The organism is Microbacterium sp. CH1 (genome assembly GCF_001595495.1).
In the GTDB taxonomy this organism is placed as follows: domain Bacteria; phylum Actinomycetota; class Actinomycetes; order Actinomycetales; family Microbacteriaceae; genus Microbacterium.
The window spans coordinates 355,304-371,330 of sequence record NZ_LOSO01000011.1 but is presented as its reverse complement, the minus strand read 5'-3'; the positions used below and the strand labels follow the sequence as shown (position 1 = coordinate 371,330).

At 69.8% G+C, this 16,027-nt stretch carries 16 protein-coding genes and 1 other RNA gene; 8 read left to right on the top strand and 9 right to left on the bottom strand.

Going from position 1 to position 16,027, the window contains the following annotated elements:
* The first annotated feature begins 84 nt into the window (after positions 1-84).
* The 5 genes from AUV07_RS05130 to AUV07_RS05110 all read left to right on the top strand — a co-directional run bounded on the left by AUV07_RS05130 (position 85) and on the right by AUV07_RS05110 (position 2,999).
* A complete protein-coding gene (locus AUV07_RS05130) occupies positions 85-375 on the top strand; it encodes a hypothetical protein (protein ID WP_062634394.1) in 291 nt (96 codons plus the stop codon).
* Positions 375-1,661 (top strand): putative T7SS-secreted protein, encoded by a 1,287-nt coding sequence (locus AUV07_RS05125; RefSeq protein ID WP_062634392.1) that lies wholly within the window; start codon positions 375-377, stop codon positions 1,659-1,661. The genes AUV07_RS05130 and AUV07_RS05125 overlap by 1 nt, the downstream gene beginning before the upstream one ends.
* Positions 1,658-2,140, top strand: coding sequence for a hypothetical protein (locus tag AUV07_RS05120; protein WP_062634390.1), 483 nt, complete (start codon positions 1,658-1,660; stop codon positions 2,138-2,140). The genes AUV07_RS05125 and AUV07_RS05120 overlap by 4 nt, the downstream gene beginning before the upstream one ends.
* Positions 2,137-2,421 (top strand): WXG100 family type VII secretion target, encoded by a 285-nt coding sequence (locus tag AUV07_RS05115; protein WP_062634388.1) that lies wholly within the window; start codon positions 2,137-2,139, stop codon positions 2,419-2,421. The genes AUV07_RS05120 and AUV07_RS05115 overlap by 4 nt, the downstream gene beginning before the upstream one ends.
* Positions 2,422-2,516: 95 nt before the next feature.
* Complete coding sequence (locus tag AUV07_RS05110; RefSeq protein WP_062634386.1) at positions 2,517-2,999, top strand: hypothetical protein; 483 nt, start codon at positions 2,517-2,519, stop codon at positions 2,997-2,999.
* Between the two features lie 67 nt (positions 3,000-3,066).
* Here the strand turns inward: AUV07_RS05110 and AUV07_RS05105 are convergent, their stop codons facing one another.
* Complete coding sequence (locus tag AUV07_RS05105) at positions 3,067-3,459, bottom strand: VOC family protein (RefSeq protein ID WP_062634384.1); 393 nt, start codon at positions 3,457-3,459, stop codon at positions 3,067-3,069.
* 136 nt (positions 3,460-3,595) lie between these two features.
* Here AUV07_RS05105 and AUV07_RS05100 point away from each other — a divergent pair, with 136 nt between their 5' ends.
* Together AUV07_RS05100 and AUV07_RS05095 are read left to right on the top strand one after the other, a co-directional pair.
* Positions 3,596-4,975 carry a serine/threonine-protein kinase gene (locus AUV07_RS05100; RefSeq protein ID WP_197462116.1) on the top strand — a complete coding sequence of 460 codons (1,380 nt, stop codon included), beginning with the start codon at positions 3,596-3,598 and terminating at the stop codon, positions 4,973-4,975.
* A gap of 148 nt (positions 4,976-5,123) precedes the next feature.
* Positions 5,124-6,227: an AI-2E family transporter gene (locus tag AUV07_RS05095; RefSeq protein ID WP_442922877.1), complete on the top strand. Its 1,104-nt coding sequence runs from the start codon at positions 5,124-5,126 to the stop codon at positions 6,225-6,227.
* Here the strand turns inward: AUV07_RS05095 and AUV07_RS05090 are convergent, their stop codons facing one another.
* From AUV07_RS05090 to AUV07_RS05075, 4 genes are read right to left on the bottom strand one after another with little or no spacing between them, the layout of a single operon-like run.
* On the bottom strand, positions 6,228-7,148 hold the full coding sequence (locus AUV07_RS05090; RefSeq protein WP_060923238.1) for a diacylglycerol/lipid kinase family protein: 921 nt from the start codon (positions 7,146-7,148) through the stop codon (positions 6,228-6,230). It abuts the gene before it with no gap.
* A 48-nt stretch (positions 7,149-7,196) separates the two neighbouring features.
* A complete protein-coding gene (locus AUV07_RS05085) occupies positions 7,197-10,172 on the bottom strand; it encodes a bifunctional [glutamine synthetase] adenylyltransferase/[glutamine synthetase]-adenylyl-L-tyrosine phosphorylase (RefSeq protein WP_062634378.1) in 2,976 nt (991 codons plus the stop codon).
* 7 nt (positions 10,173-10,179) lie between these two features.
* Positions 10,180-11,517 carry a type I glutamate--ammonia ligase gene (gene glnA / locus AUV07_RS05080; RefSeq protein WP_025103603.1) on the bottom strand — a complete coding sequence of 446 codons (1,338 nt, stop codon included), beginning with the start codon at positions 11,515-11,517 and terminating at the stop codon, positions 10,180-10,182.
* Positions 11,518-11,519: 2 nt separating this feature from the next.
* Positions 11,520-11,759 carry a hypothetical protein gene (locus AUV07_RS05075; protein ID WP_062634376.1) on the bottom strand — a complete coding sequence of 80 codons (240 nt, stop codon included), beginning with the start codon at positions 11,757-11,759 and terminating at the stop codon, positions 11,520-11,522.
* An 81-nt stretch (positions 11,760-11,840) separates the two neighbouring features.
* Between AUV07_RS05075 and ppgK the strand changes: the two genes are divergently transcribed.
* Entirely contained in the window at positions 11,841-12,587 is a 747-nt protein-coding gene (ppgK, locus tag AUV07_RS05070) for a polyphosphate--glucose phosphotransferase (protein ID WP_025103605.1), read from the top strand.
* A gap of 94 nt (positions 12,588-12,681) precedes the next feature.
* Here ppgK and rnpB read toward each other — a convergent pair.
* From rnpB to AUV07_RS05050, 4 genes are all read right to left on the bottom strand, one after another.
* Positions 12,682-13,065: RNase P RNA component class A (rnpB, locus tag AUV07_RS05065), an RNA gene on the bottom strand.
* 24 nt (positions 13,066-13,089) lie between these two features.
* Positions 13,090-14,790, bottom strand: a complete 1,701-nt coding sequence (locus AUV07_RS05060) for a bifunctional 3'-5' exonuclease/DNA polymerase (RefSeq protein ID WP_082802856.1) — start codon at positions 14,788-14,790, stop codon at positions 13,090-13,092.
* Between the two features lie 22 nt (positions 14,791-14,812).
* Positions 14,813-15,550, bottom strand: a complete 738-nt coding sequence (locus AUV07_RS05055) for a zinc ribbon domain-containing protein (protein WP_062634374.1) — start codon at positions 15,548-15,550, stop codon at positions 14,813-14,815.
* Between the two features lie 37 nt (positions 15,551-15,587).
* Positions 15,588-15,971 carry a YchJ family protein gene (locus AUV07_RS05050; protein WP_062634372.1) on the bottom strand — a complete coding sequence of 128 codons (384 nt, stop codon included), beginning with the start codon at positions 15,969-15,971 and terminating at the stop codon, positions 15,588-15,590.
* Positions 15,972-16,027: the final 56 nt, after the last annotated feature.

The window sequence follows — 16,027 nt, the reverse complement described above, 5'->3', positions numbered from 1 at the left end:
ATATACAGACTTTTAGCTGTCTTTTGACTCCGTAGTCGCTTATGCTCGATCCCGCAGCCGGGGGGCTCGCAGGAAGAGGGCAGCATGTCGCAGGACTATGAAGTCGACACGGACGTGTTGCGGGCGATGGCGGCGAAGACGCGACGCATCGTCGCAGACGTCGGATCGACCGACCTCGCCCCGCCGACGAGTGCCGGCCACGAGTGGGTGGTCGCAGCCTCTGAGCGGTTCGCCGAAGCCTGGTCTGCGGGCCTCGCGTCCCGGGTGACGGACTCCGACGACTTCACCGAGCGTTTGGCGACGACGGCCCGGGTCTTCGACGAGGGGACGGATGCCGCGAAGGCCGAGGTCGACGCGATGATCTGGGAAGAGTGATGGAGCTCGGGCAGACCCGCTCCGCCGCCGCCCTCATTCCCGGCTCCCCCGGCGAGGTCAGGCAGGCAGCCGAGGCGTGGAAGGCGCACAGCGTGGCTGCGGCACGAGTGCACGACCAGCTCGCGGCGCTCGACGACGAGGGCACCTGGACGGGCGCGGCCTACGATGCGTACCTGGCGCGCTTCGATCGTCAGCTGCTGCACTGGTCGAACGCCGGCGACGGGCTCCGCGAGGGTGCTCACGCCCTGTTCACCTGGGCGGATGCTCTCGAGTGGGCGCAGGAGGAAGCCGCGCGCGCCATCACCCTGTGGGACGAGGCCGAGCAGCAGGCCGCCACGGCACTGGCCGCGCACCGCGCCCACGTCCGCGAGCTTCGGGTCGGGCAAGGCCTCCGGCACCCGGAGGTGGAGGTGCCGTTCGTCGACCCGTCCGGTCTGGCGCATGAACAGGCCAGAGAGGTGCTGTTCAACGCTCGGGCGACACTGGAGGTGTTCGCCCGAGACTGCACCGTCCGGTTGAACCAGGCTGCGGAGACAGCGCGCATGCCGCTCACCGAGGCTGAGGCCGCGACCGCCGCCCAGCATGCCGTCACCGAGGCGGTGTTCACCCTTGCTGTCGTGCAGCCGTTCCACGCCACGATGGACATGCTCGCTGTCGCCGCGCAGACGCTGTGGGAGCACCCGGACATCATCCTCGAACTCCTGGGCGGCGCTGCGACCTTCATCGGAGGCGCCACACTCGCTGTCGGTGGCGGAGGCCTGACGGTGACCGGAGTCGGTGCCATCGCTGGCGCGCCCGCCATCGCCGCCGCCGGCGTCGGCGTCGCCGGCGCCGGCGCCGGACTCGTCGGCGACGCGGCAGGGCGATGGTTCCGCGAAACCGACCGAACCGCAGACTCCCGCAAGGGTGTCGATCGCGGGGATGGACGAGACTACGAGGGCAAATACGCAAACGGTCAGGAGAACAAGCCGTGGGTCGACAAAGAGAAGATCGGACTCGACAAGTTCGCCGCTGAAGAGCAAGTGGAAGTGATCCGCACCAAAGCCAAGGTGGGCTACGACGGCGCGCCGCAGGACGGCCGATACTATGACGGCCTCGTCCGAAACCCTGACGGGACGTTCACAGCTATCGAGGTCAAGTCCGGTGGTGCTTATGACGCGTATTTCCGGCCGGGGAGCACACAGCGCCAGTTCGACGCGCAAGTGAACGATGGGGCCGTCGCGAGAGGGCAGCTCAATGGTGAGAGTATCGAGATTTCTAGGGTGATTGTGAGAAGGGAACCATGAGCAGCTACGGACCGTTCGCAGAGAGAACCCCACGCGGCCAGGAAGGGTGGATTGAAGAGGTCTTTCGTCCGGTCCCGCACACTCTTCGACTGAGGCTCGAAGCACTGGACGGCCTGGAGACATTCACCTACATCATCTGGCGGGGCAGCGACCCGACGAGCATCGTGGGGTTCGAGTCCAAGCCTGGTGGATCCTTCATGCAGGCGGCGGGTTCAGCCGATCAGATGACCGTGGAGGTCCGGTTGGCAGGGCCTGACGGTCAGACCCACCTGTACACGGTAGGGCGTCCCGAGCCTGCCGACGAGACGACGCTGATCCCCATCAGTCAGACCCGTGCGGTGCGCGTGTTCTCGAACGAGGTGTTCACCGCTGACGAGGCCGCGGTCATTTTCTACACGTACTACCTCACCGACGCCGTCGCTCAGCCGTACGTCCTCCGCGAGCTCGACCTCAGCCAGGAGCTGTCGGAGGAACGATGAAAGTCGCGGTCCGCCACGACGCCGTCAGCGACACGGTCGCGCGTCTCGCCCTCACCGTCCGGCAGTTCCAGGAGCAGCTCGACACCCTCGACGCGGAGGCCGCTCGACTTCGATCCTCATGGTCCGGTGAGGCGCAGGCAGCATACGACCGCGCCCACCACGACTGGGGCACCGCCATCCGCCGTATGAAGGCCGCCCTCGCCGAAGCCAACCGACGGCTCATCACCGCCAACGCCATCTCCATAGAGACCGCGAGCACCGCCGCCCGCCTCTGGAAGTGACGCTCATACGGTCCGAGATGGAACCCCGCCCGCGGCAACCTGGACGGCCAAAACATCGTCGTCATCATCACGCGAGTAGAGAGCAGGGATGTCCCATGAGAGCGCCATTTACGCATGGCGAAGAAACACCCAGCGGGCAGCGCGGCTGGATCACGGACAGCTTCCGCCCCATTCCCGCGCATCTGAGGCTCATGCTGGGCCACCTGGACGGCGAGCGAAAGCTGACCTACATAATCTGGCCCGGATCCGATCCCTCCAGCACCGTGGGCTTCCGCGAGCCTGCCACGGATACCTTCATGCAGGCGGCAGGCACTGCCGACGCAATGACGGTGGAGGTGAAACTGCCTGGACCTGACGGTGAGAGCCACTTGTATACGGTCGGGCGTCCCAAGCCTGCCGACGGGACGACGCTGATCCCGATCAGTCAGACCCGTGCGGTGCGCGTGTTCTCGAACGAGGTGTTCACCGCAGACGAAGCCGCGGTCATCTTCTACACGTACTACCTCACCGACGCCGTCGCTCAGCCGTACGTCCTCCGCGAGCTCGGCCTCAGCCAGGAGCTGTCGGAGGAACGATGAGAGTCTTAGAGACCGCCAGCACCGCCGCCCGCCTCTGGCGGTGACGGCGCACCGGGCAGGGCCCGCGTCAGCGCTCGTCGGCGACGATCTCCGCCTTGAATCCCGCGGAGTTCTCCAGCCATCCGGCATAGTGATCCGGCCCACCGGCGTGCGGGTAGCGCTCCCCGTACAAAGGCCGCCAGCCGTGTTCGGGGGCCGCCGCCATGACCGCGTCCACACGGTCCCGCGGGCCCGCAGCGAAGGCGAGATGGTTCACGCCCGGGGCGCGACGATCGTGTTCGCTGCCGCTGAGGTTCGGGGATGTCGTGAGGGTGACATACGCGCCACCCGCCTCCCAGGACTCGCCCTCGGGCCACGCGCTGGCGCGGACGAACCCCACCGCACCGAGCAGCCACCCCCACTCAGCTCGCGACGACACGAGGTCGGCGACCCAGACCTCCACATGGTGAATCCCTGCCATCCGTCCAGTCTCCCAGCTGCCCGTGGATCCGCCGTTGCAGGTGTCGGCCTCCACGTCAACCCCAACGCAGTGTTTTCTCTGCGCGGATACGGTGAAGACACCGTCGGGATACCCGGTCCCGCCAATGGAGGACGCCGTGATCACCCAGGAAGCCCCGCCCACCGCCGCGCTTCTGGACGGCCGCTACCGCCTGGCGGAAGCCGTCGGCATGGGCGGGATGGCGACCGTGTATCGCGCGGAGGACATCGCCCTCGAGCGCACCGTCGCCGTGAAGATGTTCCGCGAAACCGACGATGCGGTCGTCCCCGTGGAGCGGGTGCATTCGGAGAAGGCCCTGCTCGCTGGCCTGAACCACCCGGGCCTGGTGACCCTTCTGGATGCGTGTCTCGAGCCCGGCCGACCGAAGTACCTCGTGATGGAGTACGTGCCGGGGCCGACTCTGAGCATGCGGATGGCCCGCGCGACGGTCACGCCTCAGGAGGCGGCCACGATCGGAGCGGACATCGCCTCCGCTCTGCACGCCGTGCACTCCGCGGGCATCGTGCACCGCGACATCAAGCCGTCGAACGTCCTCCTCACGCCGCCCGTCGACACGAACGGCCGATGGGCCGCGAAGCTTGCTGACTTCGGGATCGCGTGCACCATGGACACGTCCAGAGTCACCACCCCCGGGATCGTGCTCGGCACACTCACCTACATGGCCCCGGAGCAGCTGCGGAATGGCGACCTCCGGCCGTCCGTCGACATCTATGCGCTCGGGCTCGTCCTGCTGGAGGCCCTCACCGGCAAGCCGGGCTTCGCCCCCACCCTCAGCGTCGAATCCGCCCTCGCCCGTCTCCACATCGCGCCAGAGATCCCCGCGGAGCTGGGATCGGAATGGGCCGCACTGCTCCGTGCGATGACGGCGATCGACCCCGAGGCACGTCCGCACGCTCTGGAGGTCGAGAGCGAACTGCGCCGGTTGATCGATCTCCCCGTCACCGAAGAGGTGGCAACGGACCTCACCGTGCCGCTTCCGGCGCCGACGGCAGGCGCCCTCCCCCGCACCCGCGCCGAGGCTCGCGCCCGCCGTCGCGCCGCCTCGGCGCACCCCGCGGCGTCTCCGGCGCGGCGCACGCGCCGTCGTCGCGAGTCCCTGCTCATCGCCGCCGTGGTCGTCCTCGGCGCGGTGACCACGGCCTCCGCAGCACTGGTCGGACACGGCGAGCAGGCTCTCGCCAGCTCGGGCGCCGTCTTCGACGGTGCGTCGAGGATCGTCGACAGCGTCGAGGACTCCGTGCCGGTCGAGCCGGCTCCCGCGGACGCCGTCGTCGACTCCGAGCCGGCGGAGACCGTCGCTGTGGAGCCGGTGGCCTCGACCCCGGTGGCACCGACGGCACCGGTCACCGAGTCGGTCGACGAGGAGAACCTGCCCGAGAACGCCGCACCGCAGGCGCAGGAGAACCGAGGCAAGAGCCCGGGCCGCGACGGCAACAACGGCAAGGGCAACAACGGCAAGGGCAACAGCAGCCACTGACCCGACGCTCCCGACGCTCGCCGAGCCGGCGGGTGTCGCTGAGCAGCGCGCGGGACCGGGTGGAGGATGATCGAGTGTCGAGTATCGACAGAGGGAGGGGACCATGCGTCGCAGGAAGTTGATCGCACCGCCGGATCAGGCACCCAGCGTGTCCGCGCAGCGACGGTCGCCCTCGAGCGTGGTCGCCGGCGCCAGGGCGAACCCGTTCATGTTCGGTCTCCTCGGCGCCCTCGGGGTGCTCGTCGCGCTCATGATCGGCGGCATCGTCGGCCAGCTCGCCACCGTGCTGGTCTACATCGGCGTCGCGCTCTTCCTGGCGCTCGGCCTCGATCCCATCGTGCGGTTCATCGAGCGCAAGCTCCCCCGCCCCGCGGCCGTCGCCGTGGTGGTGATCGGCGTTCTCCTCGCCTTCGCCGGAATCATCCTCGCCATCGTTCCCACCCTCGTGGAGCAGATCGGGAACCTGATCGAAGACGGTCCGAAGATGGTCAAGGACTTCACGAACAGCGCCTGGTTCCAGGACGTCAGCGGACAGTTCGGCGGCACGATCAAGGACGCAGTGGACGGCGTGGTCGGCTTCGTGCAGAACCCGGACAACTTCCTCGACATCGGCGGCGGTGTCTTCGCCGTCGGCGCCGGGATCGCCGGAGGCCTGGCGGGCATCACGATCGTGGTCATCCTCACGCTCTACTTCATGGCGTCGCTGCGCAGCATGAAGCGGGTGGCTGCCCGATTCGTCCCGGCGTACCAGCGCGACACGTTCAGCGAGCTCCTGGAAGACGTCTCCAGTGCCGTCGGGCGCTACGTCATCGGTCAGGCGAGCCTCGCGCTCACCAACGGCATCCTGAGCCTCATCTTCCTGACCATCATCGGAGCGCCGGTGCCGGCGCTGCTCGCACTGATCGCCTTCATCGGCTCGATGATCCCGCTCGTCGGAACCCTCTCGGCGTCGATCATCATCTCGCTCATCTGCCTGTTCGTCTCGCCGACGACCGCGCTGATCGCGATCATCTACTACCTGATCTACATGCAGATCGAGGCGTACGTACTCTCTCCGCGGATCATGAACAAGGCCGTCGACGTCCCGGGCGCACTGGTCGTCATCGCCGCAGTAGCCGGTGGCGCGCTCGGCGGGATCCTGGGTGCGCTCGTCGCGATCCCGGTGGCCGCGAGCATCATCATCATCGTGCAGAAGGTCGTCTTCCCCAACCAGGACAGGAAGAAGACGCCGCCCGCGGTGACCGTCGCCTGATCAGCGGACGAGGACGGCGCCCGGCTGCACGCGGACGGTGAAGGCGTCGATCTCGCCGACCTCCTCGCCGTCGATCTCGAACATCTGCGGCGCGGCGAGCTGCACGCGGATCCGCTCCGCCGACACGTGGGTGGTGGAGTCCGTGCTGACCGCCTGATCGACGTTCCCGATCATGCGACGGATGCCGTTGTCCCAGACGACCGAGCGGACGGTGTCGAGCCACTGCAGCGCGCCGTCGGAGCTGATGAGCAGCATGTCGAGGAGGCCGTCGTCGAGGACGGCGTCCGGAAGCAGGCGGATGCCGCCCTGGAGCATGCCGCAGTTGCCGACGAGCAGCGTGTGCCCGCGCACCTCCTCCGGTTCGTGGTCGTCGAGCTGCAGCGTGATATCCGTCATCTCGGTGCCGGCCAGTGCGCGCCCCATCGCCTCGACGTAGGCGAGCCAGCCGGCGCGATCCTTCAGGTCGTCGTTGGTCTCCACGAGCATCTGCGCGTCGACCCCGAACCCGACCATGACGGAGAAGGCATGCTCCTCGCCGTCGAACTCCACCCAGCCGAGGTCGATGCGGTGCGGCTCGGAGTCGCGGATGTGCTCGAGCGCCGGCAGCACGCCCTCGAGCGGCACGCCGAGGTTGCGCGCGAGCAGATTGCCCGTGCCCTGCGGCACGATCCCGAGAGCGACATCGGTGCCGACCAGAGCTTCCGCGACGGCGCGGATCGTACCGTCGCCGCCGACCGCGATGACGAGAGCGCAGCCCTCCTCCACGGCCTTCGCCGCGACGCCGCGCCCGGGGTCGTCCGGGGTGGTCTCCCCCCAGCGCACATCGGCTTCCTCGCCGAACGCGAGGGTCACCGCTTCCCCGAGGACATCCCGGTCGGACTTCGTCGGGTTCCAGATCACGCCGATGCGAGGAGAGGTCATACGCTCACTCTGAGCGACGGAGGACGATCGTGCAACTCGACCGGCCGTCTAGCCGTAGAAGAGCTGCTCGAAGGTCCGCCGGGCGCGCCGCGTGACCGCCAGGTAGTCCTCCTCGAGCGGTGTCGCCGACCGGGGCGGATAGCCGAGCAGACGGGCCAGGGCATCCAGCTGACGGCGGTCGGCAGGCAGGACGTCGCTCGTCTGCCCCGTGAGCAGGGTGATGCCCGAACGGAGACGGCTCGACAGCAGCCAGGCGGCCCGCAAGCGCTCGGCGTCGTCCTCCTCGACGAGCCCGGCTGCGACCGCGGCGTCGAGCGCGTGCAGCGTGGACGTGGTGCGGAGACCCGGGACGTCGGTCGCATGCTGCAGCTGGAGGAGCTGCACGAGCCACTCCACGTCGCTGAGAGTTCCCGGCCCGAGCTTGAGGTGACGACGGGGGTCGGTGCCCTGCGGCAGCCGCTCCCCCTCGACGCGCGCCTTGATCCGCTTGATCTCCCGGAGCCCCTGGAGGTCGACCGTCTCCGGGTACCGGACGCTGTCCGCGAGCTCCATGAACCGCCCGATGAGCTTCGTGCTCCCGGCGACACCGCGCGCCCGCAGGAGTGCTTGCGCCTCCCAGGACAGCGACCAGCGGCGGTAGTAGGCCGCGTAGGCGTCGAGGGACCGCACGATCGGACCGTTGCGCCCCTCGGGCCGCAGACCCGCGTCGAGGTCGAGAGGGAGACGATGGTCGGTGAGGTGATCGCGGAGCCCCGCTACGATCCGGGTCGCGAGCTTCTCCGCTCTGCCCGGGTCGACGCCGTTCGCGTCGTACACGTACAGGACGTCGGCATCGGACCCGAAGCCGAGCTCGGCACCCCCGAACCTTCCCATGCCGATGACCGCGAAGTCGAGCGCCGCGTCCTCGGGCGGCACGACCTCGCGGAGGACGGCGCGGAGGCCCGCCTGGATCGTCGCGTCCGTGATGTCGGTGAGCGCGGTGGCCACCTCCTCGATGGTGACGACGTCGAGGACGGCTGCCATCGCCGTGCGCAGGAGCTCGCGACGCCGCAGGGCCCGGACGGCCCGCAACGCGTCGGCGACCGTCTCATGGCGCGTCTGGATCGCTCGGGCCTCGTCGTCGAGCGCCTGCGCGCTCCGCGGACGCAGCCGCTCGGCGCTGTCCAGCCACGCCACCGACTCCGGGATCCACTCCAGCAGCTCGCCGATGTACCGCGACGACGACAGCAGTCGGGTGAGGCTCTCGGCCGCGCCGGAGGAGTCCCGCAGCATGCGCAGGAACCACGAGGTGTCCCCCAGCCGCTCGCTGATGCGGCGGAACGCGAGGAGGCCGTAGTCGGGGTCGCTGCCGTCCGCGAACCAGCGCACCATGACGGGCATGAGGTGCCGCTGGATCGTCGCCTTGCGGCTGAGTCCGCGTGTCAGCGCGCCGATGTGGCGCAACGCTCCCGCCGGGTCGCGGAACCCGATCGCGGCGAGCCGGTCGTGAGCCTGCTCCGCGGAGAGGGTGCGCTCCTCCTCGGGCAGTCCGGCCACGGCGCTCAGCAGCGGGCGGTAGAAGAGGCGGGTGTGGATGTCGCGTACCTCGCGGCGGACGCTCTCCCAGCGTGCCCAGACGCCCTCCCCCGTCTCCGCCAGCTTCGTGCTGCGCGCCAGGATGCGCAGGCCGGCCGGCGTCTTGGGCATGAGGTGGGTGCGGCTGAGGTCGCGCAACTGCAGACGGTGCTCCATGAGCCGCAGCACCCGATAGTCGTCCGCGAAGGTCCCCGCGTCCGCCCGGCCGATGTAGCCGCCGACGACCAGGGCGTCCAGGCTCTCCAGCGTGCCACGCGTGCGCAGCGACTCGTCGGTGAGACCGTGCACGAGCTGCAGGAGCTGCACCGTGAACTCGATGTCACGCAGCCCGCCCGCCCCGAGCTTGAGCTGGTACGGGGCGTCCTCCGGGTCGATGTGCTCCATGACCCGCTCACGCATGCGCTGGACGCTCTCGACGAACTCCTCCCTGGCGGCACTCGACCACACGCGCGGCTGCACCGCCTCGATGTAGGCAGCGCCCAGGTCGGGGTCGCCCGCCAGCGGACGAGCCTTCAGCAGAGCCTGGAACTCCCAGCTCTTCGCCCACCGGTCGTAGTACGCGACGTGCGATGCGAGGGAGCGCACGAGGGCGCCCTGCTTGCCCTCCGGGCGCAGCGCCGCGTCGACCTCCCAGAGCGGCGGCTCGACCTCGATGGCGCTGAGGTTGCGCATGGTGTCCCTGGCCAGACGCGTGGCGATGTCGATCGCCTGCGGCTCGGAAAGCGCCTCTCCATCCGCCGTGCCGCCGACGAAGATGACGTCGACGTCGCTGACGTAGTTGAGCTCCCTCGCGCCGGCCTTCCCCATGCCGATCACGGCCAGCTGAGTGGCAGCGACGGCGTCCCGACCGGCGGACGGCGCCTGGCGGGTGCGGGCGATCGCGAGCGAGGCCTCGAGGGCGGCGCCGGCGAGATCCGCGAGGGAAGCGGCAACCGCGGCGACGACCTCTTCGGGACGCGAGTGACCGAGATCGAAGGCGGCGATCTCCGCGAGGTTCCGCCGATACGCGACGCGGAGCGCCACGACCGTCCCGTCGTCCGCCGCGTCGGCGAACCCGTCCTCCGCCCCGACGGCAGCGAGGAGACGATCGCGCCACACGTCCGCCGTGGGGAGCACGTCGATCGGTGCGGCCAGCACGTCCAGCTCGTCGGGATGCCGCAGGAAGAACTCCGCCAGTCCCACGGAGGCACCGAAGACGCGCCAGACACGCCGGCGCGTCTCCTCGTCGTCCGCGAGCGCCCGCAGCGGGTCAGGGTCTCGTCGAGCGACCCGCAGCATCCCGCGAACGGCCGCATCCGGGTCCGCAGCGACGGCCGCCTCGAGCAGCATCGCGCGCGGCACGCCGAGCAGGCTCTCGAGCTCCGCCAGCGACGCCGCAGCCTCGCTCAGCTCGGCGAATCCGAGCCGGGCGAGGGCCGAGAGCGAGACGGAGGCGTCGGGGCGAGCCATGCCGCGCTCAGAGGAGCTCGAGGTTGTTCTTCAGCTCCAGCGGCGTGACCTGGCCGCGGTACGCCTCCCACTCCTTGCGCTTGTTGAGCAGCACGTAGTTGAACACCTGCTCGCCCAGCGTCTCCGCGACGAGCTCGGAGGCCTCCATGTACTCCAGGGCGTGGTCGAGGCTGGCGGGCAGGGCGGAGTAGCCCAGCGCCCGGCGCTCGGCGTCGCTCAACGCCCAGACGTTGTCCTCCGCCTCCGGCGGAAGCTCGTACTCCTCCTCGATGCCCTTGAGACCGGCGGCGAGCATGAGCGCGTACGCGAGGTAGGGGTTCGCTGCGGAATCGAGCGCGCGGTACTCGACGCGCGAGGACTGCCCCTTGTTCGGCTTGTACATCGGGACGCGGACGAGCGCAGACCGGTTGTTGTGGCCCCACGTGATGAAGCTCGGCGCCTCGTCACCGCCCCAGAGCCTCTTGTACGAATTGACGAACTGATTCGTCACGGCGGAGATCTCGTTGGCGTGCTTGAGCAGGCCCGCGATGAAGTGACGGCCCGTCTTGGAGAGCTGGTACTTCGCACCCTCCTCGTAGAACGCGTTCTGATCGCCCTCGAACAGCGACATGTGCGTGTGCATGCCGCTGCCGGGCTGGCCGCTGAGCGGCTTCGGCATGAACGTGGCGTACACGCCCTGCTCGATCGCGACCTCCTTGATGACCGTGCGGAAGGTCATCACGTTGTCTGCGGTGGTGAGGGCGTCGGCGTAGCGGAGGTCGATCTCGTTCTGGCCGGGGCCGCCCTCGTGATGGCTGAACTCCACGGAGATGCCGAGGTCTTCCAGCATGCGGACCGAACGGCGACGGAAGTCGTGCGCCGTGCCCCCGGGCACGTTGTCGAAGTAGCCGGCGGAGTCGACGGGGACGGGCCCCTCAGGACCGAACGACGACGACTTGAGCAGGTAGAACTCGATCTCCGGGTGCGTGTAGAACGTGAAGCCCGCATCGGCAGCCTTCGCGAGCGTCCGCTTCAGCACGTGACGGGGATCGGCCACCGCGGGCTGTCCGTCGGGAGTGGTGAGGTCGCAGAACATGCGCGCGGTCGGGTCGATCTCCCCGCGCCACGGCAGCGTCTGGAAGGTCGTCGGGTCGGGCTGGGCGAGCAGATCGGACTCGTACGTGCGGGTCAGCCCCTCGATCGCGGAGCCGTCGAACCCGATGCCCTCGGCGAAGGCACCCTCGACCTCGGCCGGCGCGATGGCGACGGACTTGAGCGTGCCGATCACGTCGGTGAACCACAGGCGCACGAACTTGACGCCGCGCTCCTCGATCGTCCGGAGGACGAAGTCCCTCTGCTTGTCCATGGCTACTCTGCGCCCTGGCCCTTCTCTGCACCGAAACCGCTGGAGGGCTTCGCGTCCCAGCCCTGCTCCGCGGCCTCTTCCTCGGCCCAGGCACGCGACCGCTCCTTGAGGACCTCGGGGGCGCGGTGCGCCTCGGCCTCGGTGTCGAACGGACCGATGCGGTCGATGGACGGCGACAGCATGCCGAACTCGACCTCGCCCGTGACGGAGTTGTACCAGTACTTGTGATCGCCGTCGGTCATGGCTGCTCCTTCTTCCCGCGAGCGGTTGGGGTGATGTCATCGATCCTACTGGCGTGCACCGTGGTCGCTAAGCTATCGGCCATGGCAAAAGCGATCGGCGTCGACATCGGCGGCACGGGCATCAAAGCGGGAATCGTCGACCTCGAACACGGCACCATGGCCTCGGATCGGGTACGCGTGCCCACTCCGGCCGGCGCGGCACCGGAAGACGTCCTCGTCGCGGTGCAGACGGTCCTGAAGACGCTCGACGTGCACGAGTCGACCCTGCCGCTCGGCGTGGCGTTCCCCGCGATCGTCAAGCGCGGCAAGACCCTCTCCGCGGCGAACGTCTCGAAGGAATGGATCGACTTCGACGCCGAGCGCTTCTTCCGCGACGGCCTCGGCCGCAACATCGTCTTCGTGAACGACGCCGACGCCGCCGGTGTCGCGGAGGCCCGCCACGGAGCCGCACGCGACGTGCTCGGCTTCACGCTCCTGACCACGCTCGGCACCGGGATCGGCTCCGCGTTCCTGTACGACGGCGTGCTGCTCCCGAACACGGAGCTCGGCCACCTGAACTTCCGCGAGTACGAGTCCGTCGAGACCTATGCGGCCACCTCGGCGCGCGAGCGCGAGGGCCTGAGCTGGGAGGAGTGGGCCGAGCGGCTGCAGGCGTTCTACTCCCACATCGAGTTCCTGTTCAGCCCCGACCTGTTCGTGGTCGGTGGCGGCGTGTCGAAGAACGCGGGCGACTTCCTGCCCCTGCTCGACCTGAAGACGCCGATCGTCCCCGCGATCCACCGCAACAACTCGGGCATCATCGGCGCGGCCTCGCTCGCCGGCGACTGACCCTTCGACAGGCTCGGGGCCCTTCGACAGGCTCAGGGACCCAACGAGAGAAGGCCCCGATGACGGGAGTCATCGGGGCCTTCGGCGTTGGAGGCGAATGGGCCGACCTGTACGCCGGGTTCTGTTCCGGGGTTCTTCGCCCCTTCGACGGCCATCTCTCTCGGCGACACGTTGCCGTGCCGCTCCAGCGGTCTACCCGAGGACTCGGCGGGCCGCGTCATCATCCTCTGTCTGACCTTGCTCCGGGCGAGGTTTACCTGGCGGGCCGTGTCACCACGGCCCCCGGTGGTCTCTTACACCACCCTTTCACCCTTACCCCTTCGGGCCCTTCGACAAGCTCAGGGACCGAACGGGCGGTCTGCTCTCTGTGGCACTGTCTCGCGGATCACTCCGGGTGGGTGTTACCCACCGCCCTGCCCTGTGGAGCCCGGACGTTCCTCGGTGCGGTTGCCCGCCACGCGACCGTCCAGTCGACCCATTCGCCCCTCCAGTCTACGGGGCCTCACTTCTCGGCGGAGTCCGCGATGCGCAGATCGAGCGGCACGTCGATCGGGAAGGTGCCGAACAGGCGGGAGGTGGCGACGGCAGCGGCCTCGCGGACGGCGTCGGCCGCAGCCTCCGCCTGCTCCTGCGGCGTGTGCAGGATGACCTCGTCGTGCAGGAAGAACGCCAGGTGCGGCTCCCGGGCGAACGGCCCCGATGCCTCGGCCGCGCCGAAGACCTCGGGAAGCTGTGCCAGGCGGTGACGGATCTCGGCGAGCCAGATGAGCGACCACTCCGCCGCGGTGCCCTGGACGACGAAGTTCCGGGTGAAGCGCCCCCACTCCCGTGCGCGGCGGCGGGCGAGGGAGACCACGGCGGGATCGGCGTCGGCGCCCGTGGCATCGGCCTGCAGTCGCATCCACTCCGTGGACGGACGCGGCGAGGAGCGACCGAGCCAGGTCGAGACGATGCCGCCGTCCTCCCCGACCCGCGCCGCGTCGTCGACGAGCGCCATCGCGCGGGGATAGACCTTCCGCAGCCGGGGAACAAGTCGCCCGCTGTCGCCGCTGGTGGCGCCGTACATCGCTCCCAGCACCGCGTACTTCGCCTCCTCGCGGGTCGCGACGGCACCTGACGCGACGACCCCCGCGTAGAGATCGCCGCCGCGCGCCGCGGCCGCCATCGCCTCGTCGGCCGCCATGGCCGCGAGCATCCGCGGCTCGAGCTGGGCGACGTCCGCGACGACGAGGGCCCAGCCCGGATCCGCACGCACTGCGGGGCGGAGGTTGCGCGGCAGTTGCAGCGCGCCGCCGCCGGCCGATGCCCACCGTCCGGTCACGACGCCTCCGGGGATGTACACCGGACGGAAGCGGCCGTCCTGCACCCATTCCGACAGCCAGGTCCAGCCGTTCGCGCTGAGCAGTCGAGACAGCTTCTTGTAGGCGAGGAGCGGCTCGATCACGGGGTGATCGTGCGCGGACAGCTCCCACTTGCTCGTGGACTCCACCGACACGCCCACGCGGTGCAGCGCCCGCAGCAGCTTCGGCTGGCTGTCCAGGTGCAGCGTGGGGTCGTCGAGCAGGGCCCGCACCTCGTCGCCGCGCTCCACCATCCGTCGGGGCAGCCCGCCCGAGGCGGGACGAGCGCCCAGGGTCTCGGTGAGGATCGCGTCATGCACCCCGGCGTCCCACGGGAGCCCCGCGACGCGCATCTCCTCGGCGATCAGCCCGCCGGCCGACTCTGCGGCGCACAGCAGCGTCAGGCGTCCGTCGGCCGCCTCCGCCATCACGGTCCGCTGCGCGCGGTACTGCTCGAGTGCCGCGGTGACCGCGTCCTCACCGGACTCCTCGTCGAGGACGTCGAACAGGGAGGGGGTCGTGTCGACCGGGTCCCGGCGCTCCCACGCCGCGGCGGGTGCCAGCGGTGTGGACACCATGGCCGTGTCGCGCAGGATCGCGTGACAGAGGACGAGGTCGTGGCTGCGCGTGATCCTGACGCCTTGGCTCAGGAGCAGCGCGTAGATCTCGGCCGCGCTGCGGATGATCCACCGCGGGGCGTCTGCGGCTTCGACCGCGGCCACCCATCCCGCGAGTTCCGCCGCGGGCAGGAGCGTACGCTGCTGCTCCTCGTCGTGTTCGTCCAGCTCGATCGCGGCGTACTCCCCCGCACCGAGGCCGACCAGCGCGAGGCGTCGCTCCGGGCCCGACGCCGGCGCCGTCACAGGCGGTGCAGGCCGGATGCGCTCATGACGAGAGTCCCGACTCCTCGGTGCGCACGAGGATGCAGCCGCACTCGGGGCACGAGACGACCTCGTCCTCGGGCGCGCGACGGATCTCGTTGAGATCGGTGCCGGGCAGCATCATGCGGCAGCCTTCGCAGGTTCCGCGGGTGAGGAGCGCGGCTCCGGCGCTGTTCGCGGCGCGGCGATCGTACTCCGCGAGAAGCGGCGCGGGAACGGTGGCGGCGACCGCCTCCCGGTCGCGGGCGAGCTGGGCGCCGAGCTCGGTCGCCGCGGCGACGTCGGCCTTGCCCTGCGCGGTGAGGGCACTCCCCTCCGCGGTCGTCGCATCCAGCAGCGCCTGCTGGGCGGCCACGGCGGCGTCGGCTTCCTCGACTCGGCCCATGACGTCGAGCTCCGCGTCCTCCAGGTCACTCAGACGCTTGGCGAGGCTGGCAAGCTCGTGCTCCAGAGCCTGCGCCTCCTTCGGGTTGGTGGCCGCCGCGAGGCGCTGGGCGTCGCGGTCGCGCCGCTGCTCGGCCAGCGCGACGTCCGACTCCAGCCGCGAGAGCTCGGTGCGGGCGTCGTCCCTGGCGCCGGTCAGGACGGTGAGCTCGCGGAGCTGCTCCTGACGGATGGCGACGAGCTCGGTGATCCGGCCCGCCTGGCTCGGCTGCGTGCGGGCGCGCTCCGCCTGCGCGATGCGCCGGTCGAGGTCCGCGATGTCGAGCAGGGTGCGCTGGTTCTCCGGGGTGGCGTTCACGCTCTCAAATCTACTCGCTGCCGGGCCGAGGGCCGCATCACCGGATGTCGCCGTCCACGTAGAACCACGTCCGGTTCTCACGGACGAAGCGGCTGCGCTCGTGCAGCGATCCGCGCGTGCCGCCCTGCCGCCAGAACGCCTCGAACTCGACCACGCCCTCCGTGTCGAAAGGGCCGCCCGCCACGCGGTCCACGATCAGCAGGCGCCGCCACTCCAGGTCCGCCTCGAAGGTGATCGTCTCCGGTCGCGTCTCCGGGTGCCAGGTGCGGAGCAGGTACGCCCCGTCCTCCCGCACGAAAGCGGTGTACCGGGAGCGCATCAGCCGCTCGGCGGTCGGGGCAGGAGCGCCGTCGAGGAGGGGGCCGCAGCACGCGGCGACCGTGTCCCCCGAAGCGCAGGGGCAGCGGGAGGGCTCCGTCATGAGAGCGCGACGATCAGGGTCATGCCTGCTAGCATCGCGCGGAGGGCCGTGCGGCG